The sequence below is a fragment of the Luteimonas sp. AC640a genome (assembly GCF_979256585.1).
The window spans coordinates 143,614-164,739 of the sequence record NZ_CEEDOV010000002.1 but is presented as its reverse complement, the minus strand read 5'-3'; the positions used below and the strand labels follow the sequence as shown (position 1 = coordinate 164,739).

Here is a 21,126-nt window from a genome sequence, read left to right as displayed (position 1 = left end):
AAACTCGCTGCGCTCAGACATGGGCTGCTCTTCGGCCACGCCAGGCTCCGGTGCTCGGCTCGCTCTACGGCTCGATTTCAGATCAAGAGCTGGAAAGCAAAAAGCAGGAGCAAAAGCAGGAGCCGAAGCCGAGCAACAGCAGCCCTCACCCGACGCGCTGTGCGCATCGACCTCTCCCGGAGGGAGAGGTGTTCAGATCAGGATCCGCCCCCGTACAACGTCTCCGACCGCTGGAACAGAATCCAGCTCGTGGCGATGCACTTGTCCCCGTTCTGCGGCCGGTTGCCGCGATGCGTGTGGGTGAAGGCGGTCGGTGCGATCAGCAGGTCGCCGGTGCGGGGGGTGATCTTGCGTTGCTGGAACAGGAACTCGGTTTCGCCGGCGTCGAAGCCGTCGTTGAGGTAGATCGTCCACAGCAGATGCCGATGCAGGGTTTCGCCGCTGGCGTCGCGTGGGTAGAGCTCGCAGTGCCAGTACGGGTAGCCGCCCTCGCCGGCCGCGTACCACTGCAGGTTGATCGCACCCGGGCGCAGGCAGGTCTGCAGCAGGCCGCCGAGGCGCTGGTCGTCCATCGTCGGGAAGTCGTCGGCTTCCAGGCGGCGCAGTGCACCGTCGGCGCCGGGCTGCTGCAGCATCAGCGGGGCGATCAGGGTCTGCGGATATTTGCGCAGGTAGGCCATCAGGCCGGCGTAGACCGCGACGTTGAGCTGCTGCACCACGTCGGCCCAGTCGGGACGGTCGTTGATCGACAGGTCGCGGCTGCGCTTGAGTTCGGGATACACGCCGCCGCCGATCTCGCCGGCGTGCAGATCCGGGCTGGCCCGCAGCCGCGCGACGATCGCCGCGCAGGCCTCGGCCGACAGCGCGCCGGGCGTGACTTCGATGAAGTCGGCCGGCGCGCTCATGCGGCGGCGCTGTCGTGCTGCAGGTGGTAGCGGGTCGCGGTCTCCACTTCGTCCTTCGAGCCCAGGAACACCGGCACGCGCTGGTGCAGCGAGGTCGGGGCGATGTCGAGGATGCGCGTCCGGCCGTTGGTCGCCGCGCCGCCGGCCTGCTCGACCAGCATCGCCATCGGGTTCGCTTCGTACATCAGTCGCAGCTTGCCGGGCTTGGACGGGTCCTTGCGGTCCCAGGGATAGATGAAGATGCCGCCGCGGGTCAGGATGCGGTGCACGTCGCCGACCATCGCCGCGACCCAGCGCATGTTGAAGTCCTGGGCGCGCGGGCCGTCCTGGCCGGCCAGCAGATCGTTGACGTAGGCCTGCGTCGGCGCTTCCCAGTGTCGCTGGTTCGACATGTTGATCGCGAATTCGCGGGTCTGCGCCGGAATGCGCATGTGGCCCGTCGTCAGTACGAACGAGCCCTGCTCGCGGTCCAGTGTGAACGCATGCGTGCCGTGGCCGATGGTCAGCACCAGCATGGTGCTCGGGCCGTACAGGCAGTAGCCGGCGGCGACCTGGGTGCTGCCGGCCTGCAGGAAGTCGTGGTCCTGCGCCGCGCTGACGCCTTCCGGGCAGCGCAACACCGAGAAGATCGTGCCGACGCTGGCATTGATGTCGATGTTGGAGCTGCCGTCGAGGGGATCGAACACCAGCAGATAGTTGCCGCGCGGGAAGGCATCGGGGATCTGCTGGCAATGCTCCATTTCCTCCGACGCGCACGCCGCCAGATGCCCGCCCCAGGCGTTCGCCTCGAGCAGGATCTCGTTGCTGATCACATCGAGTTTCTTCTGCGCCTCACCCTGCACGTTGATGCTGTCGCCGCCACCGGCGGCTGCGGCCTCGCCCAGCACATCGCCCAGCGCGCCCTTGCCGACCGCCACCGAGATGCGCTTGCAGGCGCGCGCCACGACTTCCAGCAGCAGCCGCAGGTCCGGGGTCACGTGGCCCGAGCGCTGTTCCTCGATCAGATGGCGGGTCAGGGAAATGCTGGGCATGCGCAGGCGGTCCTTGGCGTCGGGGAGACCCGCATTGTCGCGCCAAAGGCCATGGCTGTCCCACGGCGAAGATCGCACCGGTGCGCGCGGGCCGGTATTCTGGGCGGGTTTGGTCGCAGGCGACACGCGCGATCAGGCCCTCCCTCCGTCGTGCAGGCAGTCTCCCGTGTCCTCCTTTTTCGCGAACGTCGAACTCGTCCCCGGTGATCCCATCCTCGGCCTGACCGAGGCTTACAACGCCGATCCGCGCACCACCAAGGTCAATCTGGGTGTGGGCATCTACTACGACGAGGCCGGTCGCATTCCCGTGCTCGACGCCGTGCGCGAGATCGAACAGCGTCTGGCCGCCGAGGCCAAGCCGCGTGGTTACCTGCCGATCGACGGGATGCCCGACTACACCAAGGCCACCCGCGAGCTGCTGTTCGGCGTTGAGTCGCCGCTGCTGGCCGCCGGTCGCGTCGCGACCACCCAGACCATCGGCGGCAGTGGCGCGTTGCGCACCGGCGCCGACCTGCTGAAGAAGCTGCTGCGACACGCGACCATCGCGATCAGCAACCCGAGCTGGGAAAACCACCGAGCGGTGTTCGGCGCGGTCGGCTTCGATGTCGTGGACTACACCTACTTCGACGCCGCCACGCACGGCATCGACTTCGCCGGCATGCTCGCTGACCTGCGCAAGCTCGACGCCGGCACGGTGGTGCTGCTGCACGCCTGCTGCCACAACCCGACCGGCGCCGACCTCACCGTCGACCAGTGGCGCCAGGTCATCGAGGTGCTGCGCGAGCGCGACCTGTTCCCCTTCATCGACATCGCCTACCAGGGCTTCGACCAGGGCATCGAGCAGGACGCCGCGGCGATCCGCCTGCTGGCCGAGTCGGGTATCGCGACCTTCGTCATCGCCAGCTCGTACTCGAAGTCGTTCTCGCTCTACGGCGAGCGCGTCGGCGCGCTGACCGTGGTCTCGGGCACCGCCGAGGAAAGCCGCGCGGTGCAGTCGCAGATCAAGCGCATCATCCGCGCGAACTATTCGAGTCCGTCGACGCATGGCGCCGCCCTGGTCGCCGGCGTGCTTGGCAGCCCGGAGCTGCGCGCGCGCTGGGAGGCGGAACTGGGCGAGATGCGGACTCGCATCCACGCGCTGCGTGCGGGTCTGGTCGAAAAGCTCGCCGCGAACGGCGCACCCGAGTTCGCCTTCATCAGCGAACAGGCCGGCATGTTCTCGTACTCGGGTCTGAGTCGGCCGCAGGTCGATCGCCTGCGCGACGAGTTCGGCATCTACGCTGTCGGCACCGGCCGCATCTGCGTGGCCGCGTTGAGCCTGAAGAATCTGGATTACGTGGCCGAAGCCGTCGCCGCCGTCAGCCGCGGCTGATTGCAGTCGTCACCCTCCCGCTCGCGGGACGGGTGACCGCGTTTCGCAGGAGGGGAGCGCGCGCCGCTACACCCGTTCCCCGGTGATCCGGATCGTCTACGCGCTGTGTCGATGGCGCCCGATGCGGAGTGCGTTGAAACGTCGTGTCCGCGGCGCTATTTGGTGGCTTTCCCATCTGCGGACCGGCATCGCACGTGAAACGCGCGCGCATCGCCGCACGATAGATCAGGTGCTGCGCGGCTCCGTACGGCGCGACGTACACAGAATATTCGCGCCGGTCCGCTCGTGCCGCCGACGCAACCAGCGTCGCGAGATCGATCTCGATGCAGGGCGGGCGACAGGCGGGCGCGACATCGCGCGAAGACATCGTGCCCGTCATGAGAAGTGCTCAGCAGCCTTGCGAGATTCTCCCTGCGACATTCCGTCCCGGGTCGTTCACGCTGGCCTTTGCGACAATGCGCGACGCGATGCGTCGCATCGCATGCCCCCGATCTGCCCCACGGAGATGTCATGCCGAACCGCGCCTTGCGCGGCGCGCTCGCGCTGCTGCTGTTGTTGCCTGCCACTGGCGCGTTCGCGCGGAACTGCGATCTGTCGATCGGCAGCAACGATGCGATGCGCTTCGACACGAACGAGCTGCGTGTCGCCGCCGACTGCACCCAGGTGCGCCTCACCCTGCGCCACACCGGGCGCCAGAGGGCCGCGGCGATGGGCCACAACTGGGTGCTGACCCGCACTGCAGACTATCGCCCGATCGCGATCGCCGGCGGTCGCGCGAATCTCGCCAGCAGCTATCTGCCCGCCGGCGACAAGCGTGTTATTGCACACACGAAAGTCATCGGTGGCGGCGAGACGACGACCGTTACCTTCCCCACCGCCGGTCTGACGCGCGGCGGCGACTACACCTTCTTCTGCTCGTTCCCCGGCCACTGGAACGTGATGCGCGGCAAGCTGGTGTTCGGTTGATGCGCGCGGCCCCCACCGCGCTCGCATCCGCGCTGTCGCTGATCCTGCTCTCGCCCGGCTTCGCGCAGGCGCAGGCGACTGACGATGCCCCCATCACGCTCGAACGCGTGCGCGTCGATGCGACGCGGCTGCGCGGCGTCAGTGACTTCGACACGCCGGCCTCGGTCGATGCGATCCGTCTCGACGACGCAAACAGCAACCGCGCCGGCACCGTCGCCTCCGAGCCGCTGTCGGGCGTGCCAGGCCTGCTCGCGCGCGACCGGCAGAACCACGCGCAGGACACGCAGCTGTCGATCCGCGGCTTCGGTGCGCGCTCCACCTTTGGCGTGCGCGGCGTGCGCCTGTTCGCCGACGGCATTCCGGCGTCGATGCCGGACGGCCAGGGCCAGCTCTCGCATTTCAGTCTCGTCGGCGGTGACCGTATCGAGATCATGCGTGGGCCGTTCTCGGCGCTGTACGGCAATTCCTCGGGCGGCGTCGTGCAGCTGTGGAGCGCGGATGGACACGCGGGTGATCCGTGGCGGTTCAAGGCCAGCCACGGGCGCGACAACACGACCAGTGTGTCGACGCAGCTGCGCGGCGGCACGGAGACGGTCGGCTACAACGTCGCGCTGTCGCGTTTCGATACCGATGGCTGGCGCGATCACAGCGCCGCGCGTCGCGATTCGGCGAACGCGAAACTGCATGTCGATTTCGGTGACCGTCGCCGTCTCGATCTGGTCGCGAACCATGTCGATATCGACGCGCAGGATCCGCTCGGCCTGACCGCTGCGCAGGTGCGCGAGAATCCGCGTCAGGTCGCCGCGGTCGCGAACCAGTTCGATACGCGCAAGACCGTGCGTCAGACCCAGGCCGGCGCGGTCTACGAACACGGCGTGGGCGATGCGCAGACACTGCGCGCGATGGTCTATGGCGGCGAGCGCGCCGTTGTGCAGTACCTGCCGATTCCCCCCGGTGCGCAGGGCAACCCGCTGAGCTCCGGCGGCGTCATCGATCTCGACAACGCTTACGGCGGGCTCGATCTGCGCTGGAGCTGGGAAGGCGAGTGGGCCGGACGCCCGCTCGAACTCACCGTGGGCGCGAACGCCGATCGCCAGCGCCAGGGCCGGCAGGGCTTCGAGAACTTTGTCGGCGACACGCTCGGTGTGCGTGGGCGGCTGCGCCGCGACGAACGCAACACGGTCGAGAATCGCGACCAGTTCGCGCAGGCGTACTGGGCCTTCGCGCCGCGCTGGTCGCTGCTGGCCGGCGTGCGCCACAGCGAGGTCGAGTTCACCTCTCGCGATGCCTTCGTGACCGCGACCAATCCCGACGACAGCGGCCGCATCGCGTTCCGTCAGACCTCGCCGGTCGCCGGCCTCACGTTCGCGCCGCACGAGGATCTGCGTGTGTATCTGTCGGCCGGCCGCGGCTTCGAGACACCGACGTTCAACGAACTCGGCTACCGCGCCGACGGCGGCGCCGGTTTCGCGTTCGATCTGGCGCCGGCGATCAGCGACAACCTCGAGCTCGGCACCAAGTGGCGCGCGCGTTCGGGCGCCACGCTCAATGCGGCATTGTTCCGCGCCGAGACCGACGACGAACTCGCGGTCGCGCGCAATGTCGGCGGTCGCAGCAGCTTCCAGAACATCGGCCGCGCGCGCCGCCAGGGCGCAGAACTCTCGCTGCGCCAGCCACTGGGTGCGTCACTCGATCTGAGCGTCGCCGCGACCTGGCTCGATGCGACGTTCCGCGACGACTATCTCGTCTGCACCGGTGTGGGTTGCACGGTGCCGGCCACGCCGGTCGCGGCCGGCGCGCGGATTCCGGGTGTGCCGGCGCGGCAACTGTTCGCGCGGCTCGACTGGACCGGCGGGCCGTGGAGTGCGGCGATCGAAGGCGTCGGCGTGGGTGATGTCGTCGTCGATGATCTCGCCACCGGTCGCGCTGCCGGCTACGCACTCGTGCATCTGGAAGGCGCACGCCGCTGGCGTTTCGATGCCGGCGAGCTGCGGACCTTCGTGCGTGTCGACAACGTGCTCGACCAGGCCTACATCGGCTCGGTGATCGTCAACGAAGGCAACGGCCGGTTCTACGAGCCGGGTCCGGGGCGCGGCGTACTGCTGGGGGCGCAGTGGACGTGGAATCGGTGACGCGAATGGGTTTTGCTGCGCTCTACCCATCTTACGGAAAAGTGCGTTGTCTTCGTTTGATGCGTTGAATCACGCAACGGGACTTGAACTTGTTGGGTGCGCGATTGGCCGCTCAATGCGTTGGCACACGTTCCGTCATCCCAGCGGCTTTCAACAGACGCATGTCTGGTCAAGCTGGGATCCATGTTCGCAGCGATCTGTCAGTTCGATTTAAAACGCAAGATCAAAATGGGCCCCAGCGTGCGCTGGGGCGACGGGTCATGCAGTGGTGCGATCTGTCGAAGTCACCGCATACGCTGACCCATCAATCAAACATCCCCACCCGCCGTCCATCCCTCGCCCGTGCCGCGATGGAACACGCGATCCTCGTCGCGCACCGTCCCCGCGCCCACCGTGTCCTGCTGCGCCAGGCGCGCATAGATCGGAGTGAAGTCCGGGCCGGTCGCGTCCATCAGCTGTTCGAAGCTGTCGATGACGAAATAGGTCTTCTGGTAGGTGTCGATGCGGTAGCGCGTGCGCATGATGCGTTCGAGGTCGAAGCCGATGCGGTTGGGCGCGTCGGATTCCAGCGAGTAGATCGATTCGCCCTTCGACGACACGATGCCCGCGCCGAAGATGCGCAGGCCGTCCGCCTGCTGGATCAGGCCGAACTCGACCGTGTACCAGTACAGCCGCGTCAGGTTCTGCAGCGCGTCCGGGCCGATGCCATGCGCTTTGACGCCGCCCTTGCCGTAGGCCTCCATGTAATCGGCGAACACCGGATTCATCAGCAGCGGCACGTGGCCGAACAGATCGTGGAAGAGATCGGGCTCTTCGATGTAGTCGATCTGGTCGGGGCGACGGATCCACCACGTCACCGGAAGGCGGCGGTTGGCGAGGTGATCGAAGAAATCGAGTTCTGGGAGCAGGCCCTCGACGCCGAGCAGGGTCCAGCCGGTCGCGGCTTCCAGCACTGCGTTGAGTTCGGTGAACTTCGGAATCGCGTCGGGCGTCATGCCCATCGCGTCCTGCGCCTGCAGGAATTCGTCGCAGGCGCGGCCGACCAGCAACTCGCGCTGGCGCGCATAGAGCGCGGCCCAGGTCGCGTGGTCGTCAGCGCTGTAGGTTTCCCAGGGCTGCTCGACGATGCCGGTGGCGTAGACCGGCACCTTGCCCTTGTCGGTCTGCAGGTTCTCGACGCGGCGCGGGGCGTTCGACGGCTGGGCGGACATAGCGACTCCGGTGGAATTCATCAGATCCACGAAGATAGCGCCGATGCGCCGCAACAGGCTTGCGTCATTGCGCGCCTACGCCGCATACGCGCAATAATCGTGCGTCAATACGCAATTCAGGACAACGATCATGGCTGCTGCCGAGCTCGACCGCACTGACCTGCTGCTGCTGGCCGAGCTGCAGCGCAACGGCCGGCTGACCAATGCCGACCTTGCCGAGCGCATCCATCTGTCGCCCTCGGCCTGCCTCCGCCGGGTGCAGCGGCTGGAACGCGATGGCGTGATCGCCGGCTATCGCGCCGACGTCAGCGCCGAGCGCCTGGGCCTCGGCCTGCAGGCCTTCGTGCGCGTGCAGCTCAAGCACCATGACAGCGCCGCGGTCGCCGGCTTCGCCGCATTGGTCAACGGCTGGGAAGAGGTGATCGCCTGTCACGCCCTGACCGGCGACATGGACTACCTGCTGCAGGTTGTGGTGCGCGATCTCGAACACTTCTCGCGCTTCCTACTCGACCGCCTGCTCAACCAGCCCGCGGTCGACGACGTGAACTCGAGCTTCGTGCTGCGTACGGTCAAGGCCGACCGCGGTCTGCCACTGCCATCCTGACGCACCATCGAGGTGCATCTGTCGGAATAACGCACCAACTACGTAGGTGAATTGGCGCAGCCAGATAGTTCGGAATGTGTAAATGGTTGATTCGATTGGCCCTGCGGAGTTGGCACGGCCATTGCGTTATCCAGGACACAATCAACACGCAAGGCGGTCGTTCCCGATGTCCACCGAAAATCTCGAAAAGCTGATCAAGGACCACAAGATCGAGTTCATCGATCTGCGGTTCACCGATATGCGTGGCGTGCAGCACCACGTCACGTTCCCGAAGTCGATCATCGAGCCCGGCCTGTTCGAGGACGGCAAGATGTTCGACGGCTCGTCGATCAGCGGCTGGAAGGGCATCCAGAATTCCGACATGGTGCTGCTGCCCGACGCGTCCACCGCGTTCGTCGATCCCTTCACCGCCGATCCGACGCTGGTGCTGACCTGCGATATCCTCGATCCGACCACGATGCAGTCCTACGAGCGCGATCCGCGCGGCATCGCGAAGCAGGCCGAGGCGTTCCTGAAGTCCAGCGGCATCGCCGACCAGGCGTTCTTCGGCCCCGAGCCCGAGTTCTTCATCTTCGATTCGGTGCGCTACGCGAACGAGATGGGCCATACCTTCTTCCACATCGAATCGGAAGAAGCGCACTGGAACTCGGCCAAGGAATACGAAGGCGGCAACAGCGGCTATCGTCCCGGCATCAAGGGCGGCTACTTCCCGGTCGCGCCGCTCGACTCGCTGCACGACATCCGCGCCGAGATGTGCAAGACGCTGGAACAGGTTGGCATCGAAGTCGAAGTGCACCACCACGAAGTCGCGAACGCGGGCCAGTGCGAGATCGGCACGCGCTTCAATTCGCTGGTCGCCAAGGCCGACGAACTGCAGACGATGAAGTACATCGTCAAGAACGTCGCCTTCCGCAACGGCAAGACCGCGACCTTCATGCCCAAGCCGATCGTCGGCGACAACGGCAGCGGCATGCACGTGCACCAGAGCCTGGCCAAGGGCGGCACCAACCTGTTCACCGGTGACGGCTACGGCGGCCTGAGCCAGACCGCGCTGTGGTACATCGGCGGCGTCTTCAAGCACGCCCGTGCGATCAACGCGTTCTCCAACGCGTCGACCAACTCCTACAAGCGTCTGGTGCCGGGCTTCGAAGCGCCGGTAATGCTGGCCTACTCGGCGTCGAACCGTTCGGCCTCGTGCCGCATTCCGTACGTCGCCAATCCGAAGGCGCGCCGCATCGAAATGCGCTTCCCCGATCCGATGCAGTCCGGCTACCTGACCTTCGCCGCGCTGATGATGGCGGGTCTGGACGGCATCAAGAACCAGATCGATCCGGGCGGCCCGAGCGACAAGGATCTCTACGACCTGCCGCCCGAGGAAGAGAAGAACTTCCCGACCGTGTGCCACTCGCTGGACCAGGCACTCGACGCGCTCGACAAGGACCGCGACTTCCTCAAGGCCGGCGGTGTGTTCTCCGACGACTTCATCGATGCGTACATCGCGCTGAAGATGAAGGAAGTCACCGCGTTCCGCGGCGCGACCCACCCGCTCGAATACCAGATGTATTACGCGATCTGACGCACCAGCGCGGGGTCGGCCATTGGCCGGCCCCGTTGCGTTTCACCGCCCGACGGCGGCGCCTCCCTCCCCCACGGTGGGCGGCACCGCCGACAGGCGCACGGAGTCAGGGATTCAACCGATGGATTGGACAGCGGCCGCACAGACGCCATAGAGCGTCGGTCGTGGCGACGGCAGCCAGGGGGCGCCGACGTCGAACGTTCCGCCTGCGAAAAGAACAACAACAAACGCAGTACGTACTGACCGGGGAGGGCTTTCCATTCATTTGAGGAGCCTGTCATGTCGTCACGCAAGAACGCACTCGCCACACTGCTGTGCGCAGGTCTGCTGTCCGCCGGTGCCGCGCACGCGGAAGTCTCCGGCTCGATCACGCTGACCAGCGATTACCTGTTCCGCGGCGTCACCCAGACCGACGAAAAACCTGCCCTGCAGGGCGGTGTCGAATGGGCGCACGACAGCGGTTTCTATGTCGGCACCTGGGGCAGCAGCATCAGCTGGCTGTCCGATTCCGATCCCGACATCTCCAGCCAGCTCGAACTCGACGGCTACATCGGTTTCCGCGGCGATTTCGGCGACAGCGGCTTCGGCTACGACGTCGGCGCCGTGCACTACTGGTATCCGGGCAGTTACCCCGCAGGCTTCAACAAGGCCGACACCACCGAGCTCTACGCCGGTGTGAGCTGGAACATCCTCAGCGCCAAGTACTCGTACGCCTTCACCGATCTGTTCGGCATTCCCGACTCCGACGGCAGCAGCAACCTCGACGTCGCCGTCGGCTGGGAGTTCGCACCCAGCTGGACGCTCAACGGCGCCGTGGGCAAGCAGTGGGTTGCCGGCAGCGCGGGCACTGCGACGTACGCGTTCTGGTCGGCAGGCGTGGGCAAGTCGTTCGACAACGGCTTCGACATCGCGCTGAACTTCAACGACAACGACCTGATCGGTCCCGACGACACCATCACCCTCGCCGTCACCAAGTCGTTCTGACGCGGCGCGCGCGCATCTGGAGACCCACATGAAACTGATCATCGCGATCATCCGCCCGTTCAAGCTCGACGAGGTCCGCGAGGCACTCGGCGAGGCCGGCGTCACCGGCCTGACCGTCACCGAGGTCAAGGGCTTCGGCCGACAGAAAGGCCATACCGAGCTCTATCGCGGCGCCGAGTACGTTGTCGATTTCCTGCCCAAGCTGAAGATCGAATGCGCGGTCAGCGACGACGTGTTCGAGGCGGCGATCGAGGCGATCACCAAGGCGGCGGGCACCGGCAAGGTCGGCGACGGCAAGGTATTCGTACTCGCCCTGGAACAGGCCCTGCGTATCCGCACCGGCGAAATCGGCGCCGACGCGCTCTGACCCCACGGAGATGTCTGAAATGAAAAAGATCGAGTCCCGCGGGTGGCAGACCCGGATGCAGGCGCTGTGCCTGATGCTGTTGTGTGCGTGCGCGTTGTTCGGCGTGGCAGGTGGCGCATTCGCGCAGGACCTGCCGGCGGCCGAAACCGCCGTGGCGGTGGTGGAAACGGCCGAGGCCGTGACGTTCGACAGCGGCAACGTGGCGTGGATGCTCACCTCCACGCTGCTGGTACTGCTGATGGTGGTGCCGGGCCTGGCGCTGTTCTACGGCGGCATGGTGCGCTCGAAGAACGTGCTGTCGGTGATCATGCAGGTGCTGGTGGTGTTCTCGGTGGTGATCATCCTGTGGGTGGCCTACGGCTACAGCGCAGCGTTCACCGAAGGCAATGCGTTCTTCGGTTCGTTCACCGAGAAAGCCTTCCTGCGCGGCATCACCGCGGAAACGGATGCGGGCGGTCTGCCGGAATTCCTGTTCATCGTGTTCCAGTCGACGTTCGCCGGTATCACCACGGCGCTGGTCGTCGGCTCCTTCGCCGAGCGCATCAAGTTTTCGGCGGTGCTGCTGTTCTCCATCCTGTGGGTGACGTTCGCCTACCTGCCGATGGTGCACATGGTGTGGAGCGGTGAAGCGGGCTTCCTCGCGCACAAGGGCGTGATCGATTTCGCCGGCGGCACGGTGGTGCACATCAACGCCGGTGTCGCCGGTCTGGTGGGCGCGTACTTCCTCGGCAAGCGTCTGGGTTACGGCAAGGAAGCGATCAAGCCGCACAGCGTGCCGTTCACCTTCATCGGCGCATCGCTGCTGTGGGTGGGTTGGTTCGGCTTCAATGCCGGCTCGGCGCTCGCTGCCGATGCCAGCGCGTCGCTGGCCATGCTCAACACCATGGTCGCCACCTCGGCCGGCGTGGTCGCCTGGAGCATCGTCGAAGCCTTCACCAAGGGTCGTCCGTCGGCACTGGGCGCGGCTTCGGGTGCGATCGCGGGTCTGGTCGGCATCACCCCGGCTGCGGGCACCGTGGGTCCGATGGGCGCACTGGTGATCGGTCTGGCCGCCGGCGCGCTTTGCGTGTGGGGCGTCACCGGTCTCAAGCGCCTGCTGCGCGCGGATGACAGCCTCGACGTGTTCGGCGTGCATGGCATCGGCGGCATCGTCGGCGCCCTGCTGACGGGTGTCTTCAGCGCGCAGTCGCTGGGCGGCACCGAAGTCGATCTCGCGATCGGCGCGCAGGTCTGGGTGCAGTTCGTCAGCGTCGCGTTTACCGTGCTGTGGTGCGCCGTGGTGACCGCGGTGGTGATGCTGATCGTCAAGCTCGTCGTCGGTCTGCGCGTGACCGAGGACGAAGAGCGCGAAGGTCTGGACATCGTCTCGCACGGCGAATCGGCCTACGAGAAATAAGCGCACAACCGGCGTCCGCGCAGCACGCGGACGCCGGCCACGAAAGTGGGGCCAGCGGGCGACGGCGGGGAAGGCCGGCGCCCGCTTTTTTTTGCGCGTGTCTGTCCACGTCGCGCCAGTGGGGCTAGGATGCCGGCCACGATGACCGGCTCCTTTCCGCCATGACCGCGCACGCCCCGTTGCACGTCGCCGTGCTCGAGGACGAGGCCATGTTGCGCGAGCGCATCCTGCTGCCCGGGCTGCACCGCTTCGGCTTCGACGCGGTCGGATTCGAGACCATCGCGTCGCTGCGCGCGCATCTGGAGACGGCCACGGTCGATCTGGTCGTGCTGGATGTCGGCCTGCCCGACGGTGACGGATTCAGCGTTGCGCGCGCGCTGCGCGAGACCCGCCCGCAACTCGGCGTGGTGATGCTGACCAGTCGCGGCGAGACCGGCGATCGCGTGCGCGGCCTGGCCGAAGGCGCCGATGCGTACTTGACCAAGCCGGTCGAGATCGACCTGCTGGCCGCCACGCTGCACAGTCTCGCCCGGCGCATCGGCACGTCTCCCGCGCCTGCGCGCGACCCAGGCCGCGGCTGGCGGATGAGTGCAGACGGCTGGTGCCTGCTGTCGCCGTCCGGCGGCTCGGCGGCACTGACGCAGAGTGAGCGCCGTCTGTGCAGGCGCCTGTTCGATGCACCCGGCGAGCTGGTTTCGCGCGAGCAGTTGATCGAAGCGCTGACCGAACACGTGCACGACTTCGATGCGCATCGCATCGATTCGATGATCCATCGCCTGCGCAGCAAGACCCAGGCGCGCTGTGGTGACGAACTGCCGCTGACCGCCGTCCGCGGCCGCGGCTACATGCTCACGCTGCGGGACTGAGCGGCAGCGCGATCCGGAAGGTGGTGCCCGCGCCGGGCGCGCTGGTCACCTCGATCCTGCCACCGGCCTTGGTCACCAGTTCGTGGACCACCGCCAGGCCCAGGCCGGTGCCGCTGTCGGCAGGCTTGGTGCTGAAGAACGGCTCGAACACGCGCGCGGCCACTGCCGCCGGCATGCCTGCGCCGTCGTCGCGCAGCGCGATCACGACGTCGCTGCGCTCGCTGCGCGCATCGATCGCGAACGTGCCGTTGCCGGGAATCGCATCGCGTGCGTTGGATGCCAGGTTGAGCAGCATCAGTTCGAACTGGCTGCGGTCGAACAGGATCGGCAGCGGTGCGTCGGCGCGCGTGCAGGTCAGCACGATGTGCGCGTCCAGCAACTGGCGCAGCATCGGCTGCAGCGTTTCGATCGCTTCGCCTGCATCGAACACTTCCGCCTGTGCATCGTCGCGACGGCTGAATCGCAGCAGGCGGCGGCTGATCGCCATGCCGCGCCGCGCGGACGCTCCCACAGATTCCAGGCTGTTCTCCAGCTGCGAGGCGCGCTGTGCATCGCTGCCGCCGTCGTCTTCGTGGCGTTCGGCCGAGAAGCCGGCGATGACCGAGAAGATGTTGTTGAAGTCATGCGCCATGCCGCTGGCCATGCGCTCGGTGATTTCCTTTTTCTGCGCGTGGATCAGCTGCGCATGCGTGCGCTCGCGCTCGCGGATTTCCTGCTCCAGCGCTTCGCCACGCGCATTCGATTCGCGCAGGCTTTCGCGCAGTGCTTCGGTGGTGCGGTCGGTGAGGATCGCGACCAGGAAATAGCTGAAGAGCGTCGAGGGCACGTTGTAGAACGCGCGTCCCGGTGTCTCGGCGAACAGCACCATCGCATCGTGCACCGAGCCCACCGCGACCATGGCAAGCAAGGCGACGAACACGATCCACAAGGTACGCCGCCCGAGCACCAGACCACTGAGGATCAGTACCAGCATCTGCGCGAGCTGATCGGGCAGCTGCCGTTCGAAGCCGTTCGCGAACGCGTTGACGAACAGCATCGTCAGCAGCACGACGAGCATCGTGCGCACCGCAGGGCGGAACCTGCCACGCCGGATCATCCACACGCCGACACCTGCGAGCACCGCGATCGACAGGCTGAAACCCAGCGAGATGAGCAGCGCCGGCGCGATCGGGCCCTGCGACAGCGTCGACCACGTCATCGCGACGCCAAAGACGACCATCGCCGGCACGGTGACCGCCAGGAACAGCAGCAGGACCTGGATCACGCGGGCGTTGCGCCGATCGACGACATCGTCGATCGGCGCCCGGTCGAGCCATCGGAGAACAGGATTGGACATGGCGCTCGCGTTGCGCTGCACCACGCGGACGGCGGTGAGATAGCGGTGATCTTCCGGCGAGAAAACGCGGGTGACAAGGGGACTACCGCGCTCGTACGTTCGCTGCACGGGTTTGCCCTACCCGATCGGGATGACAGGGCCAAGACAGACACGGACGCCGGACGTGGCGGGCATGAGCCCGCCGCACGACCGCGTGCGCCTTCACGAAACGCCTGCCGGAGCCACTGAAATGAACCGCATCTACCGCACCCTCTGGAACGCCACGCTCGGCCGCATGGTCGTGGCCTCTGAACTGGCGCGTTCGCGCAACGGCCGCCGGGCCGGCGTACTGCTCGCCAGCCTCGCGCTGGCCCTGCCGATGACCGTGATGGCGCAGGCCACGGCAGTGGGCCTGCAGACGTTCGACACACCGACCGCCGTCGATGCGGGCGATGTCGCACGTTACTTCCAGGCCAGCGGCAGTGCCGACAGCGATGCGGGCGCATACGTGGAAGGCGACAACGCATTGGCCGCCGGCGAAGCCGCTGCGGCGATCGGCAGCGGTGCCACGGCGCTCGGCGGCGGCGCATTGGCGGTCGCCAACGATGCGACCGCGGTCGGCAAGGACAGCCTGGCAACCGGCAGTTCGGCGACGGCCGTCGGCGGCATGCTGCGCCTGGACTACAGCGAGATCGGTAGCTACGGCGTGGTCCTCGATCAGCAGACCATGGCAAATGGTCTGGCTTCGACCGCCCTGGGCGCGGGTGCGCAGGCCAATGGCGACTTCAATACCGCGATCGGCGCGCAGACAGAGACCAGCGGCAAGTCGGCGGTCGCGATCGGCGGCATCGTCGACGTGCTCGAAGATCAGATCGGTGCAGGCTTCGCGGGTTCCGACCTGCAGAACACGCGTGCATCGGGCCGTCTGTCGACCGCGATTGGAGGCGGCGCGCAAGCACTCGAATACGCGTCGACGGCGATCGGCGCACTGGCCAACGCCAGCGGTATCCGCTCGATCGCGATCGGCTACGTGACCCAGGCGAATGGCTACGACGCAACGGCGGTCGGCGATCGCGCGGATGCGGCATACGACTGGGCCACCGCGATCGGCGCGGGCGCGCGCGCCATGGCGGTGAGTGCGAACGCGCTGGGCAGTTTTTCCAGCGCCTGGGGCGAGAACTCGACCGCGGTCGGCTGGGGCGCGTTCGCGTCCGGCGTCAACGCCACCGGCCTGGGCAGCGGCTCGTGGGCGGCAGGCCGCAACAGCATCGCGATCGGCAAAGCGACGGTGTGGAACGGCTACTTCTGGGGTGAGGGCGACCCGATTCTCTACGTCGACAGCATTGCGATGGGTACCGACGCGGAAGTGCACGGGTCACGCTCGGTGGCGATCGGTCCGAACGCGTTCGTCGGCATCCAGGAAGACAGCGGCTTGTGGGCACCGATCGATGGCAGCGTGGCACTGGGTGCGGACTCTTTGGCAGATCGAGCGAACACGATCTCGGTCGGTCGCGCCGGCAAAGAGCGCCAGATCACCAATGTCGCTGCCGGCACCGAGGGCACCGATGCGGTGAACCTGGCGCAAGTGCGTGCCATGACGTCGGGTCTGGGCGAGCTTGCCGAGAACGCAGTCGTCTACGACACCGCTGACAAGGCCACCCTGACACTCGCGGGCAGCGCAGGCACGCGCATCGGCAACCTGACCGATGGCGTAGTGTCGGCCGCGAGCAGTGATGCGATCAATGGTCGCCAGCTGCATGCGGGCCTGCAGAGCGCCGCGGACGTCCTGGGCGGTGGCGCTACCGTCACCGCGTTCGGCGCGTTCACCGCGCCGAGCTACGCGATCCAGGGCACGAACCATGCGTCGATCGGTGCGTCCTTCGCCGCACTCGACGTGGAGATCAGCAATCTCAAGAACCGCGTCGGTGCGGTCGAGACGACGATCGATTCGAATCCGGCGACCAACGATCGCGTCTCGATCGGCGGCGACGCGCCGGCCACGGTCGGCGCCGACACCAACGCGGTCGCGGTGGGTTCGGGCGCAGCGGCGAACGGCAGCAATGGCGTGGCGGTCGGCGGCGATGCCTACGCGCACGGGCCCAATGACACCGCGCTCGGCGGCAACGCGCGCGTCAACGCCGACGGCAGCACCGCGCTCGGTGCGAACAGCAGCATCACCGCGAACGCCACCAATGCCGTCGCAGTCGGCGAGAGCGCATCGGTGACAGCGGCCTCCGGCACCGCGATCGGCCAGGGTGCGAGCGTCACCGCGCAAGGCGCCGTGGCGCTGGGCCAGGGCGCGGTCGCCGATCGTGCGAACACGGTGTCGGTGGGCAGCGCTGCGAACCAGCGCCAAATCACCAACGTCGCCGCCGGCACGCAGTCGACCGATGCGGCCAACGTGGGCCAGCTGCAGGCCGGGGTCACAGAGGCCAAGGCCTACGCTGACACGACGGCCACGCAGGCGGTGTCGACTTCCAAGGCCTACACCGACCAGCGTCTGGCGAGCTGGGGCGACCAGTTCGAGACCTACCGTGGCGATGTCGAGCGTCGTTTCAGCGACGTCGATCGCCGCATGGACAAGCAGGGCGCGATGAGCGCGGCGATGCTCAACATGGCGACGAACGCTGCAGGCACCCAGAGCCCGCGCGGCCGGGTTGCGGTCGGTGCCGGTTTCCAGAGTGGTGAGCAGGCACTGTCGATCGGCTATGCGAAACGGGTCGGCGAGCGCGCGTCCTTCAGTCTCGGCGGCGCCTTCAGCGGCGACGAGACATCCGCTGGTATCGGCTTCGGTATCGACCTGTGATGTTCGGCGGCGGCGTCACCCGCCGTGGCCTTTCCCGATTCGCCCATCCGGGCATCCATTTTTCGTCGGAGACACGCTCCATGCGCATCCAGACCACCCTCGGCGCCGCCATCGCCGCCATCCTGCTGACCGGCGCCGCCCAGGCCGCGCAGCCCCGCCTCGACCGCACCGTCACCCGTGACCTCGCCACGACACAGTCCGCAGGCCTGGGCGGCCAGCGTTTTGTGGTCAAGACCACGGCTGCGGTGGCACCGGGTCGCGCGGCATTGACCAGCGCGCTGGGTACCTCGGTACGCCGCGCCGGACTCGCCAGCGCCGTGCGCGCGAACAGCACCGCGGCCGCGCGGCCTGCCGCCACCGCGCGCGTGCTGCGCAGCATGGGCGCACCGGGCTGGCATGTCGTACAGACCTCACGCGTGCTGACGGAATCGGAGCAGGCAAGCTTCATCCGCGAGCTGTCGGCCGAGCCGGGTGTGCTGAAAGTCGAGGCCGACCGTCTGTACCAGCGCGCCGACGTCGCTCGCAGCACCAGTGCAGTGCGGGCCGCTGCACCGAACGACCCGGGCTATTCGGCTCTGCAGTGGAATTTCCACAACGCCACCGGTGGTGTTCGCGCCGAACAGGGCTGGGATATCTCGACCGGCGAAGGCGTGGTCGTGGCCGTCATCGATACCGGCATCGTGCAGAACCACGCCGATCTCGCGGTCAACGTGCTGCCCGGTTACGACATGATCTCCGACAAGCGCATCTCGCGCCGCGACACCGATGCGCGCGTCGCGGGTGGCTGGGATGTCGGCGACTGGGTCGAAGCCAATTACTGCACCGTCCTCGGTGCATCGCCGCATGCCGCCCAGGACAGCTCCTGGCACGGCAGCCATGTGTCCGGCACGATCGCCCAGCAGACCAACAACAGCCTCGGCCTGGCCGGTCTCGCACACAACGCGAAGGTCATGCCCGTGCGCGTGCTCGGGTCGTGCGGCGGCTACGGCAGCGACATCGCCGACGGCATGCTGTGGGCAGCCGGCGCGCAGGTCGATGGCCTGCCGCTCAACCAGAATCCGGCAGAAGTGATCAACATGAGCCTGGGCAGCGGCGGTCCGTCTGCGTGTCCCACCGTCTACCAGGACGCGATCAACGCCGTGAACAATCTCGGCTCGATCATCGTCGTCGCCGCCGGCAATTCGAGTGCCGATGCGAGCACCTACACGATGGGCGCGTGCAATGGCGTCATCGTCGTCGGCGCCACGCGCGTCACCGGCGGCAAGGCGAGCTACTCGAGCTGGGGCACGCGCGTGGACCTGTCGGCGCCGGGTGGCGGTGGCTCGGTGGACGGTGATCCGAACGGCTACATCTTCCAGGCCATCAACAACGGCACGACGCGTCCGACCACCGAGTACAGCCTGGGCGGCTACACCGGCACCTCGATGGCATCGCCACACGTCGCCGCCGCGGTGGCGATGGTGCAGAGCGTCGTCGACACGCCGCTGGCGTGGGGCGAGATGCGTGACCTGCTGCGACGGACGGCGCGTCCGTTCCCGGCGTCGATTCCGGGCTCCACGCCGATGGGTACCGGCATTCTCGATGTGGCGACATTGCTCAACCGCGCCACCCAGCCGCCGTGCACCGAGAACTGCGTGCCGCCGACAGTGCAGCTGTCGAACAAGGTGGAACTGCGCGGGCTCTCGAACGGCGCCGAAGATGCGGTCTACAGCTTTCAGGCCGAGGCCGGCAAGGTGCTGTCGTTCATGACCTACAGCGGCACCGGCAACGTGTCGATGTACGTCGCCGCCGGACGCGTGCCGACAGCAACCGATCGCGACGGCTTCTCCACGCGCGCCAACAGCAACACCGAGACCGTGCGCTTCACCGCGCCGGTGGCCGGCACCTACTACGTCCGCCTGACCGGCACGTATGCCGGCATGACCCTGGTCGCACGCCAGTAAATCGGAGGTGACTCCCGCGTCGGCGTGCCGACGCGGGAGGCCATCGCCCACGACTATGCGCCCGCCGCCGGATACCCGTTTCGACTGGCTGACGGTCCTGCCGTACTGGGGGCCGACGGACGATGGCTGCGAAGTACTCGAAGTCGCACTCTCCGATTTCGTCCACCGCAGCGGCATGACCGGCACGGACTGGCAGTTCGCGTTCGTCTCCTGGGCCAGTGCGCGACTGATCCGCACGGGTGAGTGGTACGAGATCGCGACACACGACACACGTAGCGGCGTAGACGTGCTGCGCATCGTGCGGGATCCAGGCCAGGTCCTGTCTTCTCTGAACGGTGCAATCGCGACAACCGGCTAGCACCCCACTCCGTCGTGGCGCGAACGCGTCTGCGATGCGACACGATCGATGCAATCAAAGACCCGCCCATCGGCGAACTACGACTGGCTGCTGACCTGGACTGACTGGTCCGCGCGCGAGGATCGCCGGCTCGAAGCCGTGTTCGATCTCGCGACATTCCTGCAGCGCAGTCAGGCCGCGCAAGGCGCCTGGTCGCTCGATTTCCTGTCCTGGAAATGCGAACGCCTCGTCCGTGACGGCTGTTGGTTCGAAGCACGTCTCGAACATCAACAGGACCGCACTGACGTGCGCGTCGTGCTCGATCGCTGATCGCTTGGCCCACTGCACGGGTTGCGCGCACGCGCGCGAGCGGGTGCAATGCGGACATGCGCATCCCAATCATTCTGTTCGCCGCGCTGCTGCTGTCGGCCTGCGCCCACCAGTCGCCCCGCAATCCGCTCGCCACCTGGGTGCCATCGACCAATCACGATGCGCGTCGACCGGTGCTGGTGGTGCTGCATTACACCGAACAGGATTCGGTGCAGCGCAGTCTCGACACGCTGCGTACGTCCAACAGTGGCGGCCGCGTGAGTTCGCATTACCTGATCGGCCAGGACGGCGCACGCTATCAGCTCGTGTCCGATCTCGACCGCGCCTGGCATGCAGGTGCCGGCAGCTGGGGCGCGGTGTCGGACGTGAACTCGGCCTCGATCGGCATCGAACTCGACAACAACGGCCGCGTGCCCTTCACCGAACCGCTGGTCGAGAGCCTGTTGGTGTTGCTGGGCGATCTGAAAACGCGCTGGCGCATTCCGGCCGAAAACTTCATCGCCCACTCCGATCTCGCACCCGGCCGCAAGGTCGATCCGGGCGTGCATTTCCCGTGGAAGCGTCTCGCGCAACATGGCTACGGCGTCTGGCCACGCGACGACACACCGCCTGCGCCGGCGGACTTCGACGTGGTGCAGGCCTTGCGGGTCGTGGGCTATCCGGTGGATGACCTCGATGCGACGTCGCGGGCGTTCCGGTTGCGGTTCCGTGCGCTGGCCGATGGGCCGCTGGATGCGGAGGATCGGCGGATCCTCCATGCGCTGGTGCAGGGGTGGACGATTCCAGCGGATGCTGCCGCGCAGCGGTAGCGCTTCTGCTTTGCTCCTGCCGTTATCGATTCGCCGTGCCGATGTCTGCAGACGCGTAGGGCGGCGGGCATGGATGCCCGCCGTTTTCCGACCGTGCCAGGATGGCGAGTCGGAAAATCCCGGAACAGGTGACACGCCGGCTGAGCTTCGTCGGGGCTGGCCCTTTTCTTTGGTTC

Annotated in this window: 18 protein-coding genes; 14 read left to right on the top strand and 4 right to left on the bottom strand. The window is 67.0% G+C overall.

Annotated features, from left to right (window positions below; all coding sequences use genetic code 11):
* Positions 1-197 precede the first annotated feature (197 nt).
* Positions 198-905 (bottom strand): 2OG-Fe(II) oxygenase, encoded by a 708-nt coding sequence (locus ACZ9YD_RS01475; RefSeq protein ID WP_465073367.1) that lies wholly within the window; start codon positions 903-905, stop codon positions 198-200.
* A complete protein-coding gene (locus ACZ9YD_RS01470; protein ID WP_465073366.1) occupies positions 902-1,936 on the bottom strand; it encodes a class 1 fructose-bisphosphatase in 1,035 nt (344 codons plus the stop codon). Before ACZ9YD_RS01470 ends, ACZ9YD_RS01475 begins: the two co-directional genes overlap by 4 nt.
* A gap of 166 nt (positions 1,937-2,102) precedes the next feature.
* Here ACZ9YD_RS01470 and ACZ9YD_RS01465 point away from each other — a divergent pair, with 166 nt between their 5' ends.
* The 3 genes from ACZ9YD_RS01465 to ACZ9YD_RS01455 all read left to right on the top strand — a co-directional run bounded on the left by ACZ9YD_RS01465 (position 2,103) and on the right by ACZ9YD_RS01455 (position 6,406).
* Positions 2,103-3,308, top strand: a complete 1,206-nt coding sequence (locus ACZ9YD_RS01465; RefSeq protein WP_465073365.1) for an amino acid aminotransferase — start codon at positions 2,103-2,105, stop codon at positions 3,306-3,308.
* A 510-nt stretch (positions 3,309-3,818) separates the two neighbouring features.
* On the top strand, positions 3,819-4,274 hold the full coding sequence (azu, locus tag ACZ9YD_RS01460) for an azurin (RefSeq protein WP_465073364.1): 456 nt from the start codon (positions 3,819-3,821) through the stop codon (positions 4,272-4,274).
* Positions 4,274-6,406 (top strand): TonB-dependent receptor family protein, encoded by a 2,133-nt coding sequence (locus tag ACZ9YD_RS01455; protein ID WP_465073363.1) that lies wholly within the window; start codon positions 4,274-4,276, stop codon positions 6,404-6,406. The genes azu and ACZ9YD_RS01455 overlap by 1 nt, the downstream gene beginning before the upstream one ends.
* A 308-nt stretch (positions 6,407-6,714) precedes the next feature.
* On the opposite strand, the gene phhA is transcribed toward ACZ9YD_RS01455, so the two are convergent.
* A complete protein-coding gene (phhA, locus tag ACZ9YD_RS01450) occupies positions 6,715-7,617 on the bottom strand; it encodes a phenylalanine 4-monooxygenase (RefSeq protein WP_465073362.1) in 903 nt (300 codons plus the stop codon).
* Positions 7,618-7,747: 130 nt separating this feature from the next.
* Here phhA and ACZ9YD_RS01445 point away from each other — a divergent pair, with 130 nt between their 5' ends.
* The 6 genes from ACZ9YD_RS01445 to ACZ9YD_RS01420 all read left to right on the top strand — a co-directional run bounded on the left by ACZ9YD_RS01445 (position 7,748) and on the right by ACZ9YD_RS01420 (position 13,410).
* Positions 7,748-8,221, top strand: a complete 474-nt coding sequence (locus ACZ9YD_RS01445) for an Lrp/AsnC family transcriptional regulator (RefSeq protein WP_465073361.1) — start codon at positions 7,748-7,750, stop codon at positions 8,219-8,221.
* 166 nt (positions 8,222-8,387) lie between these two features.
* Positions 8,388-9,797, top strand: a complete 1,410-nt coding sequence (glnA, locus tag ACZ9YD_RS01440) for a type I glutamate--ammonia ligase (RefSeq protein WP_465073360.1) — start codon at positions 8,388-8,390, stop codon at positions 9,795-9,797.
* A gap of 279 nt (positions 9,798-10,076) precedes the next feature.
* Positions 10,077-10,781, top strand: coding sequence for a TorF family putative porin (locus ACZ9YD_RS01435; protein WP_465073359.1), 705 nt, complete (start codon positions 10,077-10,079; stop codon positions 10,779-10,781).
* Positions 10,782-10,809: 28 nt separating this feature from the next.
* On the top strand, positions 10,810-11,148 hold the full coding sequence (locus ACZ9YD_RS01430) for a P-II family nitrogen regulator (RefSeq protein ID WP_159681228.1): 339 nt from the start codon (positions 10,810-10,812) through the stop codon (positions 11,146-11,148).
* A 19-nt stretch (positions 11,149-11,167) separates the two neighbouring features.
* Complete coding sequence (locus tag ACZ9YD_RS01425) at positions 11,168-12,544, top strand: ammonium transporter (protein WP_465073358.1); 1,377 nt, start codon at positions 11,168-11,170, stop codon at positions 12,542-12,544.
* Positions 12,545-12,705: 161 nt separating this feature from the next.
* Positions 12,706-13,410, top strand: coding sequence for a response regulator transcription factor (locus ACZ9YD_RS01420; RefSeq protein WP_465073357.1), 705 nt, complete (start codon positions 12,706-12,708; stop codon positions 13,408-13,410).
* On the opposite strand, the gene ACZ9YD_RS01415 is transcribed toward ACZ9YD_RS01420, so the two are convergent.
* Positions 13,394-14,746: a sensor histidine kinase gene (locus ACZ9YD_RS01415; RefSeq protein WP_465073356.1), complete on the bottom strand. Its 1,353-nt coding sequence runs from the start codon at positions 14,744-14,746 to the stop codon at positions 13,394-13,396. The genes ACZ9YD_RS01420 and ACZ9YD_RS01415 overlap by 17 nt on opposite strands.
* A gap of 229 nt (positions 14,747-14,975) precedes the next feature.
* Here ACZ9YD_RS01415 and ACZ9YD_RS01410 point away from each other — a divergent pair, with 229 nt between their 5' ends.
* From ACZ9YD_RS01410 to ACZ9YD_RS01390, 5 genes are all read left to right on the top strand, one after another.
* On the top strand, positions 14,976-17,531 hold the full coding sequence (locus ACZ9YD_RS01410; protein ID WP_465073355.1) for an ESPR-type extended signal peptide-containing protein: 2,556 nt from the start codon (positions 14,976-14,978) through the stop codon (positions 17,529-17,531).
* Positions 17,532-17,611: 80 nt separating this feature from the next.
* A complete protein-coding gene (locus ACZ9YD_RS01405) occupies positions 17,612-19,474 on the top strand; it encodes a S8 family peptidase (RefSeq protein ID WP_465073354.1) in 1,863 nt (620 codons plus the stop codon).
* A 55-nt stretch (positions 19,475-19,529) separates the two neighbouring features.
* A complete protein-coding gene (locus ACZ9YD_RS01400; RefSeq protein WP_465073353.1) occupies positions 19,530-19,832 on the top strand; it encodes a hypothetical protein in 303 nt (100 codons plus the stop codon).
* A 48-nt stretch (positions 19,833-19,880) separates the two neighbouring features.
* Complete coding sequence (locus ACZ9YD_RS01395) at positions 19,881-20,141, top strand: hypothetical protein (RefSeq protein ID WP_465073352.1); 261 nt, start codon at positions 19,881-19,883, stop codon at positions 20,139-20,141.
* Positions 20,142-20,197: 56 nt separating this feature from the next.
* On the top strand, positions 20,198-20,950 hold the full coding sequence (locus ACZ9YD_RS01390; RefSeq protein WP_465073351.1) for an N-acetylmuramoyl-L-alanine amidase: 753 nt from the start codon (positions 20,198-20,200) through the stop codon (positions 20,948-20,950).
* The last annotated feature ends 176 nt before the right edge of the window (positions 20,951-21,126 follow it).

Bases quoted from the DNA above. Each gene is read 5' to 3' on its own strand.
- ACZ9YD_RS01475 (WP_465073367.1), bottom strand. From the start codon at position 905: ATGAGCGCGCCGGCCGACTTCATCGAAGTCACGCCCGGCGCGCTGTCG.
- ACZ9YD_RS01470 (WP_465073366.1), bottom strand. From the start codon at position 1,936: ATGCCCAGCATTTCCCTGACCCGCCATCTGATCGAGGAACAGCGCTCG.
- azu (WP_465073364.1), top strand. From the start codon at position 3,819: ATGCCGAACCGCGCCTTGCGCGGCGCGCTCGCGCTGCTGCTGTTGTTG.
- ACZ9YD_RS01455 (WP_465073363.1), top strand. From the start codon at position 4,274: ATGCGCGCGGCCCCCACCGCGCTCGCATCCGCGCTGTCGCTGATCCTG.
- phhA (WP_465073362.1), bottom strand. From the start codon at position 7,617: ATGTCCGCCCAGCCGTCGAACGCCCCGCGCCGCGTCGAGAACCTGCAG.
- ACZ9YD_RS01445 (WP_465073361.1), top strand. From the start codon at position 7,748: ATGGCTGCTGCCGAGCTCGACCGCACTGACCTGCTGCTGCTGGCCGAG.
- glnA (WP_465073360.1), top strand. From the start codon at position 8,388: ATGTCCACCGAAAATCTCGAAAAGCTGATCAAGGACCACAAGATCGAG.
- ACZ9YD_RS01435 (WP_465073359.1), top strand. From the start codon at position 10,077: ATGTCGTCACGCAAGAACGCACTCGCCACACTGCTGTGCGCAGGTCTG.
- ACZ9YD_RS01430 (WP_159681228.1), top strand. From the start codon at position 10,810: ATGAAACTGATCATCGCGATCATCCGCCCGTTCAAGCTCGACGAGGTC.
- ACZ9YD_RS01425 (WP_465073358.1), top strand. From the start codon at position 11,168: ATGAAAAAGATCGAGTCCCGCGGGTGGCAGACCCGGATGCAGGCGCTG.
- ACZ9YD_RS01420 (WP_465073357.1), top strand. From the start codon at position 12,706: ATGACCGCGCACGCCCCGTTGCACGTCGCCGTGCTCGAGGACGAGGCC.
- ACZ9YD_RS01415 (WP_465073356.1), bottom strand. From the start codon at position 14,746: ATGTCCAATCCTGTTCTCCGATGGCTCGACCGGGCGCCGATCGACGAT.
- ACZ9YD_RS01410 (WP_465073355.1), top strand. From the start codon at position 14,976: ATGAACCGCATCTACCGCACCCTCTGGAACGCCACGCTCGGCCGCATG.
- ACZ9YD_RS01405 (WP_465073354.1), top strand. From the start codon at position 17,612: ATGCGCATCCAGACCACCCTCGGCGCCGCCATCGCCGCCATCCTGCTG.
- ACZ9YD_RS01400 (WP_465073353.1), top strand. From the start codon at position 19,530: ATGCGCCCGCCGCCGGATACCCGTTTCGACTGGCTGACGGTCCTGCCG.
- ACZ9YD_RS01395 (WP_465073352.1), top strand. From the start codon at position 19,881: ATGCAATCAAAGACCCGCCCATCGGCGAACTACGACTGGCTGCTGACC.
- ACZ9YD_RS01390 (WP_465073351.1), top strand. From the start codon at position 20,198: ATGCGCATCCCAATCATTCTGTTCGCCGCGCTGCTGCTGTCGGCCTGC.